At 71.9% G+C, this 17,392-nt stretch carries 16 protein-coding genes; 1 reads left to right on the top strand and 15 read right to left on the bottom strand.

The window, feature by feature from the left end:
• Positions 1-471: 471 nt before the first annotated feature.
• From tyrS to infC, 15 genes are all read right to left on the bottom strand, one after another.
• Positions 472-1,785, bottom strand: coding sequence for a tyrosine--tRNA ligase (gene tyrS / locus ACIPEQ_RS13930; protein ID WP_402715613.1), 1,314 nt, complete (start codon positions 1,783-1,785; stop codon positions 472-474).
• 52 nt (positions 1,786-1,837) lie between these two features.
• The gene (locus ACIPEQ_RS13925; protein ID WP_402715612.1) at positions 1,838-2,533 is read right to left on the bottom strand and encodes a DNA-3-methyladenine glycosylase; all 696 of its coding nucleotides are present in this window, start codon (positions 2,531-2,533) and stop codon (positions 1,838-1,840) included.
• Positions 2,530-3,978: an argininosuccinate lyase gene (gene argH / locus ACIPEQ_RS13920; RefSeq protein ID WP_402715611.1), complete on the bottom strand. Its 1,449-nt coding sequence runs from the start codon at positions 3,976-3,978 to the stop codon at positions 2,530-2,532. Before argH ends, ACIPEQ_RS13925 begins: the two co-directional genes overlap by 4 nt.
• Positions 3,979-4,088: 110 nt before the next feature.
• Positions 4,089-5,192, bottom strand: coding sequence for an argininosuccinate synthase domain-containing protein (locus ACIPEQ_RS13915; RefSeq protein WP_402715610.1), 1,104 nt, complete (start codon positions 5,190-5,192; stop codon positions 4,089-4,091).
• A gap of 20 nt (positions 5,193-5,212) precedes the next feature.
• Positions 5,213-6,175: an ornithine carbamoyltransferase gene (argF, locus tag ACIPEQ_RS13910; protein WP_402715609.1), complete on the bottom strand. Its 963-nt coding sequence runs from the start codon at positions 6,173-6,175 to the stop codon at positions 5,213-5,215.
• Positions 6,172-7,395, bottom strand: coding sequence for an acetylornithine transaminase (locus ACIPEQ_RS13905; protein ID WP_402715608.1), 1,224 nt, complete (start codon positions 7,393-7,395; stop codon positions 6,172-6,174). The genes argF and ACIPEQ_RS13905 overlap by 4 nt, the downstream gene beginning before the upstream one ends.
• Positions 7,392-8,447: an acetylglutamate kinase gene (gene argB / locus ACIPEQ_RS13900; protein WP_402715607.1), complete on the bottom strand. Its 1,056-nt coding sequence runs from the start codon at positions 8,445-8,447 to the stop codon at positions 7,392-7,394. The genes ACIPEQ_RS13905 and argB overlap by 4 nt, the downstream gene beginning before the upstream one ends.
• Positions 8,447-9,646, bottom strand: coding sequence for a bifunctional glutamate N-acetyltransferase/amino-acid acetyltransferase ArgJ (argJ, locus tag ACIPEQ_RS13895; protein ID WP_402715606.1), 1,200 nt, complete (start codon positions 9,644-9,646; stop codon positions 8,447-8,449). Before argJ ends, argB begins: the two co-directional genes overlap by 1 nt.
• Positions 9,643-10,740, bottom strand: a complete 1,098-nt coding sequence (locus tag ACIPEQ_RS13890) for an N-acetyl-gamma-glutamyl-phosphate reductase (RefSeq protein WP_402715605.1) — start codon at positions 10,738-10,740, stop codon at positions 9,643-9,645. The genes argJ and ACIPEQ_RS13890 overlap by 4 nt, the downstream gene beginning before the upstream one ends.
• A 74-nt stretch (positions 10,741-10,814) precedes the next feature.
• Complete coding sequence (pheT, locus tag ACIPEQ_RS13885) at positions 10,815-13,307, bottom strand: phenylalanine--tRNA ligase subunit beta (RefSeq protein WP_402715604.1); 2,493 nt, start codon at positions 13,305-13,307, stop codon at positions 10,815-10,817.
• Entirely contained in the window at positions 13,307-14,347 is a 1,041-nt protein-coding gene (pheS, locus tag ACIPEQ_RS13880) for a phenylalanine--tRNA ligase subunit alpha (RefSeq protein ID WP_209680219.1), read from the bottom strand. Before pheS ends, pheT begins: the two co-directional genes overlap by 1 nt.
• A gap of 88 nt (positions 14,348-14,435) precedes the next feature.
• Positions 14,436-15,281: a TrmH family RNA methyltransferase gene (locus ACIPEQ_RS13875; RefSeq protein ID WP_402715603.1), complete on the bottom strand. Its 846-nt coding sequence runs from the start codon at positions 15,279-15,281 to the stop codon at positions 14,436-14,438.
• A gap of 71 nt (positions 15,282-15,352) precedes the next feature.
• Complete coding sequence (gene rplT / locus ACIPEQ_RS13870) at positions 15,353-15,736, bottom strand: 50S ribosomal protein L20 (protein ID WP_066656427.1); 384 nt, start codon at positions 15,734-15,736, stop codon at positions 15,353-15,355.
• Between the two features lie 28 nt (positions 15,737-15,764).
• On the bottom strand, positions 15,765-15,959 hold the full coding sequence (rpmI, locus tag ACIPEQ_RS13865) for a 50S ribosomal protein L35 (protein WP_022903519.1): 195 nt from the start codon (positions 15,957-15,959) through the stop codon (positions 15,765-15,767).
• Between the two features lie 80 nt (positions 15,960-16,039).
• Positions 16,040-16,699, bottom strand: coding sequence for a translation initiation factor IF-3 (gene infC / locus ACIPEQ_RS13860; RefSeq protein WP_126891830.1), 660 nt, complete (start codon positions 16,697-16,699; stop codon positions 16,040-16,042).
• A gap of 386 nt (positions 16,700-17,085) precedes the next feature.
• Between infC and ACIPEQ_RS13855 the strand changes: the two genes are divergently transcribed.
• Positions 17,086-17,388, top strand: coding sequence for a DUF1844 domain-containing protein (locus tag ACIPEQ_RS13855; protein WP_126891841.1), 303 nt, complete (start codon positions 17,086-17,088; stop codon positions 17,386-17,388).
• Positions 17,389-17,392: the final 4 nt, after the last annotated feature.

Here is a 17,392-nt window from a genome sequence, read left to right as displayed (position 1 = left end):
ACCACAACCAAAGCTGCAATCGCACGGGGTCAATAAATTGGCATTGACAATGTGCACGCTGTTGAGTTCTCAAGGACCAGACGCACCCCCCACTCGACTCCCAGAAGGAGCTCCGCCAGAGGGGCATGGTGTTCTTGGTGTCACCGGCAACTCGTCGGACCGAGGTCCTGTGGCTCATCCCGTGGGAGAGGGCCAGTAGAGTAGTCATCCTAAGCGTCGAAGTGATCAAGCACAAGGCCTGATCTGAACTTCGGTGGAGGATGGTCCCGCTTGAGGCCGGCAGGCTCTGGGCTCTCGCTCCAGCCGCTCCGCCGCACCTTTGGGGTGACGAGTAAGAACTCTACGCAGCAGCGACGAGGAGCGCCAACCGGGCCGCCGTCCGGGCGTGTCGCACGGTGCAACTCCCCCGGACGCAGCGGTGCCCGGCCTCCGTCTGGAGACCGGGCACCGGGTGCACCGAGGGTGGATCGATCAGCCGAGGGTGACGCCGGCCAGGGTCTTCTTGCCGCGACGGAGGACGATGACCCCGCCGGGCAGCGCGAGGCTCGCGAGCTGCGCGGTCGGGTCGTCGGCGCGGACGTTGTTCACGTACACGCCGCCCTGGTCGACCGCCCGGCGCGCTTCGCCGAGCGACTTCACGAGTCCGGTGTCGACGAGGGCGCGAGCGACGTCGGCCTCGCCCGGCAGCGACACCGTGCCGGGGAGCTCGGCGACCGCGGCACGCAGGGTCGCATCGTCGAGCGCGGCCAGGTCGCCGTTGCCGAACAGCGCCGCCGAGGCGTCGATCGCCGCCCGGGTCGCAGCCGCACCGTGCACCAGCGACGTGACCTCGAATGCCAGCGTGCGCTGGGCCTCGCGCCGGAAGGGCTCGTCGGCCACGGCCTGCTCGAGTCGCCCGATCTCCGCACGGTCGAGGAAGGTGAACTCGCGCAGTCGGGCGATCACGTCGGCGTCCGCCGTGTTGAGCCAGAACTGGTAGAAGGCGTACGGCGAGGTCATCTCGGCGTCGAGCCAGATCGCGTTGCCCTCGCTCTTGCCGAACTTCGTGCCGTCCGAGTTCGTGATGAGCGGGGTCCCGAGCGCGTGCACGGACACCCCTTCGGTGCGCCGGATCAGGTCGGTGCCGGAGGTCAGGTTGCCCCACTGGTCCGAACCACCGGTCTGCAGCGTGCAGCCGTACTGCCGGTACAGCTCGCGGTAGTCGAGTCCCTGCAGGATCTGGTAGCTGAACTCCGTGTAGCTGATCCCCGCGTCGGAGTTCAGGCGCGCCGCGACGGCGTCCTTCTTCAGCATCGCGTTCACCCGGAAGTACTTGCCGATGTCACGCAGGAAGTCGATCGCGGACAGCGGCGCCGTCCAGTCGAGGTTGTTGACGAGCCGCACGCCGTTCTCGCCGTCCGGGCTGAGGAACCGGGACACCTGCGCCTGCAGCCGGCTCACCCACTCGGCGACGGTCTCGGGGGTGTTCAGGGTGCGCTCCGCGGTCGGCCGTGGGTCGCCGATGAGCCCGGTGGACCCGCCGACGAGCGCGAGCGGCTTGTGCCCGGCGAGCTGCAGCCGCCGCATCGTCAGCAGCTGCAGCAGGTTGCCGCAGTGCAGCGACGGCGCGGTCGGGTCGAACCCGCAGTAGTACGTGACCGTCCCGCCGTCGAGGGCCTCCTGGAGTGCCGTCTCGTCGGTGGAGACGTGCACCAGACCGCGCCAGCGCAGTTCGTCCCACACCGAGGCGAAGGTGGGGTCGTTCTGCTGGCGTGTCAGGACATCGGGATCGGTTGCGCTGGACACCGGACCATCGTAGCGACCGGCGGGAGCCGGACGGGAGGCGCGGCTCGCCCGGTCAGTCGACCGCGCGCTGGTGCCGTCGGTACGGCGAGACCGTCGGGTCACCGGTCAGCCAGGAGCGCCAGGGGAACGTCGCCCCGCCAGCGACACCGGCGACGCCGGTGCGCGGTCCGCGCGAGATCCGCCGGACCGGAGCCGTCCCCGCGGGGCCGGCCACCGTCTCGGCGAGCAGCTCCGCGACCACGTCGGCCGGGTCGGCGGTGGTGAGCCGCGCCTCCAGACCGGGTGCGAGCGTGAGCCTGAACGGTCCGGATCCGTCGAGGACCGAGGTGCCGTCGTCCTCGCCGAGCACGGCGCCGAGGGCCTGCCCGAGGTTGCCCGGACCACGCGCCAGCGCGACGTCCGCGACCGACGGACCGCGGCGTGCCCGAGCCGCCTCGACGCCGTCGACCACCTCGGCGCCGCGCAGGAGCGAGCCGGACGAGGTGCCCTCCGGCCCGCTCACCACGTTGACGCAGGTGTGGATGCCGTACGAGCGGTAGGCGTAGAGCGTCCCCGGCGGCCCGAAGAGGTGCCGGTTCCGCGGTGTCGGCCCGCGGTGGCCGTGCGACCCGGGATCGGTGGGACCCCAGTACGCCTCGACCTCGGTGATGCGCAGCGTCACGCCACGCCCCGTGATCGTCGCGCCGAGCAGCGCCGGTGCGCAGACCGGAGCGGGCTCGGCGAGGAGCGCGAGGAGCGCGTCGCTCATCGCGTGAAGGGCGCGCCCTCGGCGAGGTCGTGGACGCGACGGGTCAGGGCGGCCAGCTGCTCGGCGACGCGGTCCGGCGCCGTGCCGCCGACGCCGGCGCGGGACGCGACGCTACCCTCGATCGTCAGGACCCCGCGGACCTCGGGGGTGAGGTGCTCGGACACGGCGCGGTACTCGTCGTCGCCGGGTTCGTCGAGCTCGATGCCGCGCTCCTCGCAGTACCGGACCAGCGCGCCCGAGATCTCGTGCGCGTCACGGAAGGGGACGCCCTGCCGGACCAGCCACTCGGCGACGTCGGTCGCGAGCGAGAAGCCCTGCGGCGCGAGCTCGGCCATCCGCTCGGTGTCGAAGGTGAGCGTCGCGACCATGCCCGTGAAGGCCGGCAGCAGCACCTCGAGCTGGGCGACGGAGTCGAAGACCGGCTCCTTGTCCTCCTGCAGGTCGCGGTTGTACGCGAGCGGCAGGCCCTTGAGCGTCGTGAGGAGGCCCGTGAGGTTGCCGACGAGTCGACCCGACTTGCCGCGCGCGAGTTCGGCGATGTCCGGGTTCTTCTTCTGCGGCATGATGCTCGACCCCGTCGAGAAGGCGTCGTGCAGCCGGACGAACCCGAACTCCTTCGTGTTCCAGAGGATGATCTCCTCGGCCAGGCGGGAGACGTCGATGCCGATCTGCGCGAGGACGAACGCGAACTCCGCGACGACGTCCCGGGCGGCCGTGGCGTCGATCGAGTTGTCCGCGGGGCGCGCGAAGCCGAGCTCACGGGCGATGGCGGTCGGGTCGAGCCCGAGGGAGCTGCCCGCCAGGGCCCCGGCGCCGTACGGGCTGACGCTCGCGCGGTCGGCCCAGTCGCGGAGTCGTTCGAGGTCGCGGACGAGCGGCCACGCGTGCGCGAGGAGGTGGTGGGCGAGGAGCAACGGCTGCGCGTGCTGCAGGTGGGTGCGCCCGGGCATGATCGCCGTCGGGTGCTCGCTGGCCTGCTGGGAGATCGCGTCGACGAGGTCGATCACGAGCCGTCCGATCCGCCGGCCGTGGTCGAGCATGTGCATGCGACCCAGGGTGGCGATCTGGTCGTTGCGGCTCCGGCCGGCGCGGAGCTTGCCGCCGAGTTCCGGACCGAGGTCGGCGATGAGCAGGCGCTCGAGGGCACCGTGCACGTCCTCGTCACCGTCGTCGGGCTGCAGGGAGCCGTCGGCGTGCGCGGCCTCGAGGCGGTCGAGACCGGCGGTCATGCGCTCGAGCTCGTCCGCCGACAGGTAGCCCGCGGTGTGCAGGGCACGGGCGTGGGCGCGCGAGCCGGCGATGTCGTACGGGGCGAGCTGCCAGTCGAACTGCGTCGACCGGGACAGCGCGGCGAGTTCGGCGCTGGGGCCGTCCGCGAAGCGGCCACCCCAGAGGGCGCCCGTGTTCGTGGCGTCGGTCTTGCTGGGCTGGGTCACGTCGGTCATGTCGTCCTGCCTGGGTGGTGGTCGGTCGTGCGGGGTTCGTGGTGCCGGGGCCGGCGTTCGTGCGGCTCGGTGCCGGTGTTCCTGCGGCTCGGTGCCGGTGTGGGCGGTGTTCAGTTCGCGCGGTCGCGCCGTGTGGCCGTCCGTGTCGGTCGGGCCCGGGCGTCCGCGAGCGGGACGCCCTCGGTGGTCGCGGCCCCTGCGAGCTCGAAGTCGACGAGGCTCTGCTCCGAGCGGCGTCCGACGACGCTCGCGACCCCGCCGTGCAACGAGAGCCGGACGTCGCCGGAGACGTGCCGCTGCGTCTCCTCGATGAAGGCGTCGAGCGCGCGCCGGAGCCCGCTCGCCCACCGGCCGCCGTCGACCAGGTCCGCCCACGCGCGGTCTGCGTCGTCCTTCGCGCGCAGCACGTCGCGCTCGAGGGTCAGGCGTTCGAGGTCCCGGTGCGCGGCCACGAGTGCCGTCGCTCCCGGGGTCTCCGCCAGGCGGCGGGCCTTGCGGCCGTCGAGCAGGTCGACGACCAGGTCGTGCCGACCGACGCCGTGGCGACCGGCGAGGGCGTCGAGTTCGCGCAGCAGGCGCAGGACCGGGAAGCGTTGCCCGTCGAGGGCGACCGGGACACCGTGCTCGAAGGTCACGGTGACCTCGTCGGGCTCGGTGTCCGGCTGCGTGGCCGGGTCCGCCGTCCGCGCCCACGCCGAGGGCTCGACGGTGGCCCACGGGTCCTCGACGTCCTGCGTGGTCAGGACCCGTCCCCACACGTCGTGCTCGGTGCCACCGACCGGGACGACGCCGGTCGGGACCGGGAGGACCCGGAGGTCGGGGTCGTGCCCGGCGACCGTCGTCGTGAGGGCGACCTCGTCCGGGGCGGCGGTGAGGTGCGCCACCGCGTCGGCACCGAGCTGCCGGGCCGTCCGGACCAGGTGGTCGGCGACGATCGGCAGACGGAGCGCCGGGACGAGCGGACGCCCCGGACCCCCGGCGTTCGCCCGCACCGCCGCGACGACGTACCGGTCGGCGTACTCGGTCTTCGCGTCGACCACGACGGCGTCCACGGCACCGGCCGCACGCACGCGCTCGCGCACCGCGTCGACCTCGCGGGAGCGACCGCCGAGGTCGACCACGAGGGCCAGGACCTCGTGGTCGACGGCGAAGTGCTCGACCGCCGCCGCCGGGTCCACCCCGGCGGAGCAGGAGACGACGATGCGGTCGGTCACGGGACTCCAGTCGAGCGGGGTCAGGCGGTCGGGCTGGACGCCGCGGCCGGGCTGCCGGTCGCGTTCGCGGCGAGGAGCCAGGCGAGCAGGGCCTTCTGCGCGTGCAGACGGTTCTCCGCCTCGTCCCAGATGATGCTGCGCGGCCCGTCGATGACCTCGGCCGTCACCTCGAACCCGCGGTCCGCCGGCAGGCAGTGCAGGAACACAGCGTCGTCGGCGGCGTGCCCCATCAGCTCGTCGTCCACGCGGTACCCCGCGAAGGTGTCGAGTCGCGCCTGCTTCTCGTCCTCCTTGCCCATCGACACCCACGTGTCGGTGACCACGACGTCGGCACCCGCGACCGCTGCCACCGGGTCGGTGACCACGAGGACGGAGCCGCCGGTCTCGGCCGCACGACGCTCGGCGTCGGCGACGACCCCGGCGTCCGGGCTGAACGCTGCCGGAGCGGCGACACGGACGTGCATGCCGGCGGTCGCGCCTGCGAGCAGGTACGACTGCGCCATGTTGCTCGCGCCGTCGCCGATGAACGCGACGGTCTGACCGGCGAGGGTGCCGCGGTGCTCACGGATCGTGAGCAGGTCGGCGAGGAGCTGGCACGGGTGGAAGTCGTCCGACAGCGCGTTGACGACCGGCACGCGGGTGCCCGCCGCCATCTCCTCGAGCCCGGACTGGGCGTAGGTGCGCCAGACGATGGCCGACACCATGCGTTCGAGCACCCGGGCGGTGTCGGACGGGGTCTCCTTGCCGCCGAGCTGGCTGTTCGCGGTCGTGATCACGAGGGGGCTGCCGCCGAGGTCGGAGATCCCGACGTGGAAGGACACCCGGGTGCGGGTCGACGACTTGTCGAAGATCACCGCGACCGACTGCGGCCCGGCCAGGGGCTTCTGCCCCCAGCGGTCGTCCTTCATCCGGGCGGCGAGGTCGAGGATCGCGGACTGCTCGGCCTGGGTGAGGTCGTCGTCGCGGAGGAAGTGGCGAGTCATGCGGAGGTCTCCTGCTCGGCGGCGACGGCCGCGAGGCTCTGGCCGAGGATCGACACGAACTCGTCGATCTCGGCGTCGGTCACGATGAGCGGCGGTGCGATGCGCAGGCTCGACTCGTTCGGGGCGTTGATGATGAGGCCGCGCTCGAGGGCGGCGGCGTTGACGGCCGGGCCGACGGGCGCGGTCAGGCCGACACCGACGAGCAGGCCCGTCCCGCGGACCTCCTGCACCAGCGGCGACCCGAGGGCGGCGATGCCGGCACGGATGCGCTCGCCCTTGGTGACCGCGCCGGCCACCAGGTCTGCGCGCTCGATCTCCTCGAGCACCGCGTTCGCGACGCGCGTGCCGAGCGGGTTGCCGCCGAACGTCGAACCGTGCTGGCCGGCCGAGAACAGCTCGGACGCCCAGCCGAAGGTCACGAGGGCGCCGATCGGGAACCCGCCGGCGATGCCCTTCGCGATCGTGACGGCGTCCGGGGTGAAGCCGTGGCCCTGGAAGGTGAACCAGTTGCCGGTCCGACCGACGCCGGTCTGGATCTCGTCGAGGATGAACAGCGCGCCGTGCTCCTCGGTCAGGTGCCGGGCGGCCAGCAGGAAGCCCTCGGGCAGGTCGACCACACCGGCCTCGCCCTTGATCGGCTCGAGGATCAGTGCAGCGACGGTGTCGTCGATCGCGGCCTCGAGCGCCTCGACCGTCGAGTCGATGTGCTCGACGCCGGCGATCATGGGCAGGAAGTCCTCCTGCAGGGCCGGCTTGCCGGTGAGCGCGAGCGCGCCCATGGTCCGGCCGTGGAAGCCCTGCTTCAGCGCGAGGATCCGGGTCTTCCGACCGTCCGCGCCCTTGTTCAGCCGCGCGAGCTTGAACGCGGCCTCGTTCGCCTCGGCGCCGGAGTTGCCGAAGTACACGCGACCCGCGTCCCCCGCTCCGGTGATCCGCTTCAGGCGCTCGGCGAGCTCGAGCTGCGGCGGCGTCGCGAAGTAGTTCGACACGTGCACGAGCTTCGCGGCCTGGTCGGCGACGGCCTCGACCAGCGCCGGGTGGGCGTGTCCGAGGGAGTTCACGGCGATGCCCGCCAGGAAGTCGAGGTACTCGTTGCCGTCGACGTCCCACACGCGGCAGCCCTTGCCGTGGTCGAGCATGATCTTCGGCGGGGTCAGGGATCGCATGAGCGACGCCCCGAACCGGTCGTTCCAGGTCTGGGTCTGCGTCTCGGTGCTCACTGCTCGGTCCCCTTCTGCGTCGTGCTCGTCTGCTGCGTCGTGCTCGTGTGATCGTCCGCCGCGTGTCGACCCGGGTCCGCTGCGGACTCGGGCACCCGTCGGCCGACCTCGGCGTGGGTGTTCTGGTTCTCGGTGCGACGGCTCGGGTCCGGGATCACCTCGGTGCCGGCACCCCGCAGGGTGAAGACCTCGAGCAGGATCGAGTGCGGGATCCGCCCGTCGATGATCGTCGCGCCGCCGACCCCGCCGACCACGGCGTCGAGGCACGCGGTCATCTTCGGGATCATCCCCGACTCGAGGCTCGGCAGCAGCGCCCGGAGCTCGTCGACCGCGATCAGGTCGATGATCGAGTCGCGGTCCGGCCAGTTGCGGTAGAGCCCGGGCACGTCCGTCAGCATCATGAGCTTGGCAGCGCCGAGCGCGATGGCCAGCGCACCGGCCGCGGCGTCGGCGTTGACGTTCAGCGCCTGGTCCGGGTGGGCGTCGTCGATCGCGATGCTCGAGACGATCGGGATGCGCCCGGCCGCGATCGCGGCGAGGACGCCGGTCGGGTCGACGTGGGTGATGTCGCCGACGTGGCCGAGGTCGAAGTGCTCGCCGTCGACGACGACGCCCTTCTTCTCGCCCGTGAACAGCGAGCCGCCGTCACCGGAGACGCCGACGGCCAGACCGTCGCCGTGCTCGTTGACGAGGTCGACGATCTCGCGGTTGACCTCGCCGGCGAGCACGTCGCGCACGACGGTGATCGCCTCGGTCGTCGTCACGCGGTACCCGCCGCGGAACTCGGACGCGATGCCCTGTTCCTTCAGTGCTGCCGAGATCTGCGGACCGCCGCCGTGCACCACGACCGGGTGGAGTCCGGCGTAGCGGAGGTAGACCATGTCCTCGGCGAACGCCCGCTTGAGGTCGTCGTTCACCATCGCGTTGCCGCCGAACTTCACGACGACGGTCTTCCCCGAGAACCGCTTCAGCCACGGCAGGGACTCGATGAGCGTCGCGGCCTTGACGGCGGCGAGCTCGTGCTCTTCTTCCTTGGTCAGGTCGTCGCTCATCAGCTGGAGTACGCGCTGTTCTCGTGGACGTAGTCGTGCGTCAGGTCGTTCGTCAGGATCGTCGCCGCGTGCGCGCCCACCCCGAGCTCGATCAGCACGTGGGTGTCACGCGGGGTCAGGTCGACCTCGTCGATCGGCCGGTCCGGGGCACCGGCGTGGCAGACGCGGACGCCGTTCATGCTGACGTCGACCGCGTACGGGTCGAACTCGGCGTCGGTGGTCCCGATCGCCGCCAGCACCCGGCCCCAGTTCGGGTCGTTGCCGAAGACCGCGGCCTTGAAGAGGTTGTTGCGGGCGACGCTGCGCCCGACCGTGACGGCCTCGTCCTCGGACACTGCGCCGGTGACCTCGATCGTGATGTCGTGGCTCGCACCCTCGGCGTCCTGCTGGAGCTGACGCGCGAGGTCGGCGCAGACCGCGGTCAGGGCCTCCTGGAAGTCGCCGACCTCGGGGGTGACCCCGCTGGCACCGGACGACAGCAGCACGACGGTGTCGTTCGTCGACATGCAGCCGTCCGAGTCGACGCGGTCGAACGTCACGCGGGTGGCCGCGCGGAGCGCCTGGTCGAGTTGCTCGGGCGTCTGCACGGCGTCGGTGGTGAGGACGACGAGCATCGTCGCGAGGCCGGGCGCCAGCATGCCGGCGCCCTTCGCCATGCCGCCGAGCGTCCACCCGTCCTCGGTCACGACGGACTGCTTCGGCGTGGTGTCCGTCGTCATGATCGCCGCCGCGGCGTCGGGCCCTCCGTCGGAGGACAGCGCCGCGCTGGCCAGGCCGACCCCGCGGAGCACGCCGTCGCGGAACGTCTGGTCACCGCGGCCGATCAGGCCCGTCGAGCAGACGACGACGTCACCGGCACCGATGCCGAGGGCGTCGCCGACGGCCTCGGCCGTCATGTGCGTGGTCTGGAAGCCGAACGGGCCGGTGAAGCAGTTCGCGCCACCGGAGTTGAGCACCACGGCCCGAGCGACGCCGTCGCCGACGACCTGACGCGACCAGATCACCGGGTGCGCCTGCGCACGGTTGCTCGTGAAGACCGCCGCCACTGCGGCGTCGGGGCCGTCGTTCACGACGAGGGCGACGTCGGGCTTCCCGCTCGCCTTGAGTCCGGCGGTCACACCGGCCGCGCGGAACCCCGCGGCAGCGGTCACACCCTGGAGGCCCGTCCCGGGCTGGTCCGTCGAGGTCACGTCGGTCACGGTGCGACTCCGTCCACGCTGAGGCCGAGGGTCTCGGGGAAGCCCAGGGCGATGTTGGCCGACTGCACCGCCGCGCCGGCGGTGCCCTTGGCCAGGTTGTCGAGGGCGCTCACGGCGACCACGCGGCCCGCGGCCTCGTCGACGGCGATGCCGACGAGCGCGGTGTTCGCACCGACGGTGTCCGCGGTGCGGGGGAACTCGCCCTCCGGGAGCAGGTGCACGAAGGGCTCGTCGGCGTAGGCCTGTTCCCACGCGAGTCGGACGTCGCGGGCGCTGACCCCGGGCGAGAGCCTGGCGGTGGTGGTCGCGAGGATGCCGCGCGCCATCGGGACCAGCACGGGTGTGAACGAGATCCGGACGTCGCCGGCCCCGGCGGCCACCAGGTTCTGCTGGATCTCCGGGATGTGCCGGTGGGTGCCACCGACCGCGTAGGCACTCGCGGAGCCCATGATCTCCGACGCCAGGTAGGTGGTCGCGAGCTTCTTGCCGGCACCGCTCGGCCCGACGCTCAGCACCGCGACGAGGTCGTCCGTCTCGACGAGTCCGGCCTGGACGCCGGGCTGGATGCCGAGCGTCACCGCCGTGACGTTGCAGCCCGGCACCGCGATCCGCTTCGTCGCGGCGAGCTCCGTCCGCTGCCGCCCGGGTCCGGTGATGTCGTCGACGTCGCGCCACTCGTCGGCCGTGCCCGGTGCGGGTGCCGCGTGCAGCAGCTCCGGCAGCCCGTAGGTCCAGGCGCCGTGGTACTCGCCGCCGTAGAACGCGTCCCACGCCGCCGGGTCGGTCAGCCGGTGGTCCGCGCCGCAGTCGACGACGAGGGTGTCGTCGTCGAGCTCGGCCGTGATCGCCCCGGACTGTCCGTGCGGCAGCGCGAGGAACACCACGTCGTGCCCGCGCAGGTTCGCAGCCGTCGTCTCCACCAGCGTCAGGTGCGCCAGCGATCGCAGGTGCGGCTGCGTCGCGATGAGCGGCTGCCCCGCGTTCGAGAAGGCCGTCACCGTCCTGACGTCGAACTCTGGGTGGGCGGCGAGCACGCGCAGGAGCTCTCCGCCCGCGTAGCCGGAGGCTCCCGCCACGGCGACGGATACGGACATGGGTTCCACCTTTGGTCGGACTGGTCGTCGAGAGAGTCGGAGGCGGCGGCCCCGGGCGGTGCTGATCCGGTGGATCAGTCGCGCAGGGTCGCCCCGAATCGCTCGCCGGCACGTCGGACGGCGCCGTCACGGGCCTCGGAGGCCTCGGCAGCGGTCAGCGTGCGGTCCGTGGCACGGAAGCGCAGGGCGAACGTCAGGGACTTCTGTCCCTCGTCCACGCCCGTGCCCCGGTAGTCGTCCACGAGCCGAGCATACTCCAGCAGCGCTCCGGCGCCGGAGCGGACGGCGTCGAGCACGTCACCCGCCGGGACGTCGACCGCGACCACGAGGGAGAGGTCCTGCGTCGCCGCCGGGTAGGACACGATCGGCGCCACCGCGACGAGCTCCGGAGCCGCGGCCACCAGGGCGTCGAGGTCGAGCTCGAGGACGGCGACCACGCGCGGCAGCACCGCGGCCTCGGTGAGGACGGGCAGCAGTTCACCGGCGACGCCGACGACGGTGTCCCCGACGAGCAGCGAGGCCGCACGCCCCGGGTGCAGGGACGGGTGGCTCGTCTGCGCGACCCGGAGCTCCACACCGACCGCCCAGGCGACCTCGCGGGCGACGTCGAGCGCGTCCGCGATGCCGTACTGCTCCGGCTGCACGCCGGGCTGCTTCACGACGCGGTTGCCGGTCAGCAGCGCGGACACGTGGAAGGGCTGGGGCGGGAGCGACGCGTCGAGCGCGGCGAGGGTGTCCTGGTCGGGTCGGGCCGCGCCGGCCGGCACGGAGTCGGTACCGAGCTCCGCGTCCGTCGACGGCAGGAAGACGCGCGACGTCTCGTACAGGGCGACGTCGACGAGCCCGCGGGACACGTTGCGGCGCGCGGCGTCGACGAGGGCGGGGAGACCGCTGCGGCGGAGCAGCGACTGCTCGCTGTCCAGTGCGTTCGCGAGCACCACGCTGGGACCGCCGTCGCCGTCGATGCCCGGGTAGGCGTCCTGGGTGGACCGTGAGACGAACGGCGCGGTGACGACCTCGACGAGGCCCTGCGCGGCGAGGGCGGCGGACACGCGTCGACGGGCCTGCTGGTGCCGGGTCAGACCGCGACCGGGCGGGGCGACCGGCAGCACGCTGGGGATGCGGTCGTACCCGACGATGCGGGCCACCTCCTCGACCAGGGTCGTGTCGTCGGTGAGGTCCGGTCGCCAGGACGGCGGCGTGACGACGAGCAGCTCGCCGTCGACGTCGACCGTCGCCCCGATCGCACGGAGCGTGTCGACGACCTCGGCGTCGGTGTACTCGACACCGACGAGGTCGGCCGGGCGGGACGCACGCATCGTGGTGGTCGGGCGGGGCTCGGCGTCGACGAGCGTCGAGCCGAGGGCGTCGGCCGTCCCGCCCGCGAGCTCGACGAGGAGCTCGACGGCGCGGTTCGCGGCGGCCTCGGCCACGAGCGGGTCGACCCCGCGCTCGAAGCGCTTGGAGGCCTCGCTCGGGAGCTTGTGCCGTCGGGCCGTCCGGGCGATCGAGACCTGGTCGAAGCCGGCGGCCTCGATCAGGACGTCCGTCGTCGTGTCCGAGATCTCCGTGCGTGCCCCGCCCATCACGCCGGCCAGGCCGACCGGGCCGTCGTCGTCGGTGATGACGAGGTCCTCGGGGTCGAGCGTGCGGGTCGTGTCGTCGAGGGTGACGAGGGTCTCCCCCGCCGCCGCGCGACGCACGCCGAGCCCACCGCTGACCTTGGCGAGGTCGTAGCCGTGCAGGGGCTGGCCGAGCTCGAACATGACGTAGTTCGTGATGTCGACCGGCAGCGAGATCGAGCGGACACCTGCCAGTGCCAGACGCGACACCATCCAGGCCGGTGTCTTCCGGGTCGGGTCGACCCCCCGGACGACGCGGGTGACGAAGGTGTGCGCGCCGACGCGACCGCGGACGGGTGCCCGGTCGTCGATGGTGACGCGGAACCCCTCGCCCGAGCGGGGCGTCACGCGCTCGACCGGGTCGTGGAAGCTCGCACCGGTGGCGTGCGCGTACTCGCGGGCGACGCCGCGCATGCTCATCACGTAGCCGCGGTCCGGGGTGACGTTGATCTCGACCGCGGCGTCGTCGAGGCCGAGCAGCGCGATCGCGTCCGCCCCGACCTCGGGCTCCATGCCGAGGTCGGCGAACCGGAGGATGCCGTCGTGCTCGTCGCCCAGGCCCAGTTCACGGGCCGAGGCGATCATGCCGTCGGACACGTGGCCGTAGGTCTTGCGCGCGGCGATCGGGAACGGGCCGGGGAGCACGGCGCCCGGCAGCGTCACGACGACGAGGTCGCCCACGTCGAAGTTGTGCGCGCCGCAGACGATGCCACGGGGCTCGGACTCCCCCACGTCGACCTGGCACCAGTTGATCGTCTTGCCGTTCTTCTGCGGCTCGGGCTCGCGCTCGAGCACACGGCCGACGACGATCGGGCCGGTGAGGTCGTAGGTGTGGACGTCCTCTTCCTCGAAGCCCACCGACACGAGGGCCGCGTGGACGTGCTCGAGGGAGACGTCGTCGGGCAGGTCGACGGACTCGCCGAGCCAGCGGAGTGGGACGCGCATCAGACCACCGTTCCGAACTGCTGCGAGAAGCGGATGTCGCCCTCGAGGAAGTCACGCATGTCGTTCAGGCCGTTGCGGAACTGGAGCGTCCGCTCGATGCCCATCCCGAACGCGAAGCCCTGGTACTCGTCCGGGTCGATGCCGGCCGCACGCAGGACGTTGGGGTTCACCATGCCGCAGCCACCCCACTCGACCCACCGCGCGCCGCCCTTGGCGTTCGGCTGCCAGACGTCCATCTCGGCACTCGGCTCGGTGAACGGGAAGTAGTTCGGGCGCAGGCGGATCTGTGCCTCGGCGCCGAACACCTGGCGCGCGAAGTGCTCGAGCGTGCCGCGCAGGTGTGCCATCGTCAGGCCCTTGTCGATCGCGATGCCCTCGACCTGGGTGAAGACCGGCAGGTGCGTGGCGTCGAGCTCGTCGGCCCGGTACACGCGCCCCGGGGCGATCACGTAGAGCGGCAGGTCGCGGGACAGCAGCGAGCGGACCTGCACCGGGGAGGTGTGCGTGCGCATGACCAGGTGTCGGTCGACCGGCTCGACGAAGATCGTGTCGGCCATCGCCCGCGCGGGGTGGTCCGGGTCGAAGTTCAGCGCGTCGAAGTTGAACCACTCGTGCTCGAGCTCAGGGCCCTCCGCGACTTCCCACCCCATGCCGACGAAGATGTCGGCGACGGTCTCGTTGAGGACCGAGAGCGGGTGGCGGGAGCCCGGCGCGCGACGGACCGGCAGCGCGGTGACGTCGACCCGTTCGGCCTCGAGCCGGGCGCGTTCCTCGGCCTCGGCGAGGACCGACTCCTGCTCGGCGACGGCGGCGTTGACCCGACCGCGCGCCTGGCCGACGAGCTTGCCGGCCTCGGCCTTCTGCTCCTTCGGCACGCTGCGCATCGACGCGTTCATCCGCGCGAGCGTCGACTGCTCGCCCGTGTGCTCCGCCCGGGCCTGCTTCAGCTCGGCCACGGTCGTCGTCGCGCGGACCGCGGCGAGGGCCCGGTCGACCGCGTCGGCGACGGCCGCTTCGCTGATCTCGAGGTGTTCTGACACGAGGCCCAAGCCTACCGGCCCCCGGGATACCGCCGTCCTGCACCGATCGGACGGTGAGTGGGCGCGGACGAGGAGCGCCTGTGCAGGACTACTTCGTCCGGTGCGCGAACGCCGACTCGTACAGGCAGACCGACGCGGCCGTCGCCAGGTTCATCGACTCCGCTCGGCCGTAGATCGGCACCTTCACGGCTCGGTCGACGAGCGCGAGGTCCTCGGTCGTGAGCCCGCGGGCCTCGTTGCCGAAGACCCACGCGGTCGGCCCGTCGAGCATGCCGTCGGCGCGGACGTCGGGCAGGTCGTCACCGGACACGTCGGCGGCGAGGACCGTGTAGCCGAGGGCCTTCGCGCGGGCGACCGCATCGGCGAGCGTCACCCCGACCGAGACCGGCACGTGGAAGAGCGACCCGGTGGTCGAGCGCACCACCTTCGGGTTGTACGGGTCGACCGAACGGCCGGTCAGCACGACCGCGTCGGCGCCCGCCGCGTCGGCGGCGCGGATGATCGTGCCGGCGTTCCCCGGGTCCCGGACCTGCTCGAGGATCGCGACCAGTCCGGGCAGCGCGCCGTCCGCGGCGGACGCGCCACGCGCCTCCAGGTCGGGTCCGGCGTCCGGGAAGACGTCCTTCACCGACGTCGGGAACTGCTGGCACACCGCGACGACCCCCTGCGGGGTGACGGTGTCGGCCATCGTGTCGAGGACCTGCTCGCTGACGAACCACGTGTCGACCGGCGCGTCGTCGAGTCCGTAGCGGGCGGCGGCCGTCGGCGTCACGTAGAGCTCGCGGAGGAGCTCAGGCCGGTACTCGATCGCCTCGCGGACGGCCTGCGGCCCCTCGAGCAGGAAGAGTCCGGTGTCGGCGCGGACGTCCTTCTTGGCCAGGGCCGCGACGGCCCTGACACGTCCGGACTTCGGGTTCTCGAGGAGATCACTCACGGGTCAAGTGTCGCAGCATGCACGAAGCCCCCGCTCCGTGGACGGAGCAGGGGCTTCGGGAGCTGGCGTGACTACGCGGCCTTCGGTGCCGAGGTGTCGGCCGGCAGGGCCTTCTTGGCGGTCTCGACGAGCGCCGCGAACGTCTCGGGGTTGTTCACCGCGAGGTCTGCGAGGATGCGACGGTCGACCTCGACGCCGGCCAGGGAGAGCCCCTGGATCAGGCGGTTGTAGGTCAGGCCGTTCGCACGCGACGCAGCGTTGATGCGCTGGATCCAGAGGCGACGGAACTCACCCTTCTTGGCGTGACGGTCCCGGTACGCGTAGACGAGGGAGTGGGTGACCTGCTCCTTGGCCTTGCGGTACAGGCGCGAACGCTGGCCGCGGTAGCCCTCGGCGCGCTCGAGGATGACGCGGCGCTTCTTGGCGGCGTTGACCGCTCTCTTTACACGTGCCATGTTTTCGTTCCTTTACGATTCCGCCGGCTCAGTGGCCGAGAAGCTTCTTGACGTTCTTCGCGTCGGCCTTGGCGAGGACCTGGTCCTCGTTGAGGCGGGCCTTGCGCTTGGCGCTCTTGACCTCGAGGTTGTGACGCATACCGGCCTGCTGCTTCATGATCTTGCCGCTGCCGGTGACCTTGAAGCGCTTCTTCGACCCGGAGTGGGTCTTCTGCTTGGGCATCGTGGTGCCTTTCCGTGGGGTGGATGGGTGGGCCGCGTCATCGCGGTTCGCAGAGCGCCGCGCGGGCGATCTCCGGGGACCTACTCGGCGGGAGCCTCGGCCGGCGCGGACTCGGTGGCCTCATCGGCCTCCTTGCCCTTCGCTGCGTGCTCCGTCGCGCGACGTTCGGCCTTCTGCGCAGCACGCTTGGCGTTCTGCTCGCCCTTGACGTCGGACTTGTTCTTGAGGGGGGCGATGATCATCGTCATGTTGCGACCGTCCTGGGTCGGACGCGACTCGACGACACCGAACTCGGCGATCTCCTCGGCGAACTTCTGGAGGAGACGGACGCCCTGCTCCGGGCGCGACTGCTCGCGACCACGGAAGAGGATCATGGCCTTCACCTTGTCGCCACCGAGGAGGAAGCCCTCGGCACGCTTGCGCTTCGTCTCGTAGTCGTGCACGTCGATCTTCAGGCGGAACCGGACCTCCTTGAGGTCGGTGTTCACCTGGTTGCGACGGGCTTCCTTGGCCTTCTGCGCAGCCTCGTACTTGAACTTGCCGTAGTCCATGATCTTGGCCACGGGCGGCTTCGAGTTCGGGGCGACCTCGACCAGATCCAGTTCGGCTTCCTGCGCGAGACGCAGGGCCATGGCGATCGGGACAACGCCGACCTGCTCACCCTGGGGGCCGACGAGTCGGACCTCGGGAACGCGGATTCGGTCGTTGGTGCGGGGATCGGTGATGCGGAGCTCCTTCAATCAGGTGGTGGCCGTCCGGCGCTGCTGCGCTGGACGACGGCACGAGAGAGGAGATCTGACGCACGGATCGGAACCCGTTCGGCAGCCGCCCGACGCCGACCCCGGAGGGGCAGCCGACCGGCGCTGACGCCGGCGGAGCGGTTGGGACCCGGTAGCCTGTGGTGCACGGCCGCGGGTGGGAGAGACTCCTCTTCTACGACGCCGTCCGGAACTCGGTCCGCCCCCTGTGGAGGCGATCTGGGCACACGGACAGCATCTGCCGCCGACGAGTCTAGCAGAGGAGCACCGTGCCCGACACCCCCGAGAACGAGACCGCCGCGAACCACGACCCCGAGGACGCCGTCGGGACGGACGAGCGGTTCGACGCCGGCGACGAGGCCCGGGACATCGCCGAGGTCCCCGCGGTCGAGCTCATCAACACCGTCGCGGTGCACCTGCTCAGCGCGGCAGCCGTGAAGGTCGGGCTGGCGGACGACCCGCAGCAGCAGACCGACCTGGACGAGGCACGGAAGCTCATCACGGCCCTCGCCGGGCTCGTGACGGCGGCCGCCACCGAGATCGGCGACCACCACGCCCGTCCGCTCCGCGACGGGCTGCGGTCGGTGCAGCTCGCGTTCCGCGAGGCCTCGAGCATCCCGGACGCGCCGGGCAAGGGACCGGGCGAGAAGTACACGGGCCCCGTGAACTGACGAC

It is taken from the genome of Curtobacterium sp. NPDC087080 (genome assembly GCF_044745105.1).
In the GTDB taxonomy this organism is placed as follows: Bacteria; Actinomycetota; Actinomycetes; order Actinomycetales; family Microbacteriaceae; genus Curtobacterium.
Note: the sequence above shows the minus strand (reverse complement) of the source record. Positions and strands in the feature narration are given on the sequence as shown.

What these genes read in the sequence shown, in the direction of transcription:
- ACIPEQ_RS13925 (WP_402715612.1), bottom strand. Translation starts at nt 2,533, where the DNA reads ATGAGCGACGCGCTCCTCGCGCTCCTCGCCGAGCCCGCTCCGGTCTGC.
- ACIPEQ_RS13890 (WP_402715605.1), bottom strand. Translation starts at nt 10,740, where the DNA reads ATGTCCGTATCCGTCGCCGTGGCGGGAGCCTCCGGCTACGCGGGCGGA.
- pheT (WP_402715604.1), bottom strand. Translation starts at nt 13,307, where the DNA reads ATGCGCGTCCCACTCCGCTGGCTCGGCGAGTCCGTCGACCTGCCCGAC.
- rpmI (WP_022903519.1), bottom strand. Translation starts at nt 15,959, where the DNA reads ATGCCCAAGCAGAAGACCCACTCCGGGTCGAAGAAGCGCTTCAAGGTC.
- argB (WP_402715607.1), bottom strand. Translation starts at nt 8,447, where the DNA reads ATGAGCGACGACCTGACCAAGGAAGAAGAGCACGAGCTCGCCGCCGTC.
- argH (WP_402715611.1), bottom strand. Translation starts at nt 3,978, where the DNA reads ATGACCGACGTGACCCAGCCCAGCAAGACCGACGCCACGAACACGGGC.
- argF (WP_402715609.1), bottom strand. Translation starts at nt 6,175, where the DNA reads ATGACTCGCCACTTCCTCCGCGACGACGACCTCACCCAGGCCGAGCAG.
- rplT (WP_066656427.1), bottom strand. Translation starts at nt 15,736, where the DNA reads ATGGCACGTGTAAAGAGAGCGGTCAACGCCGCCAAGAAGCGCCGCGTC.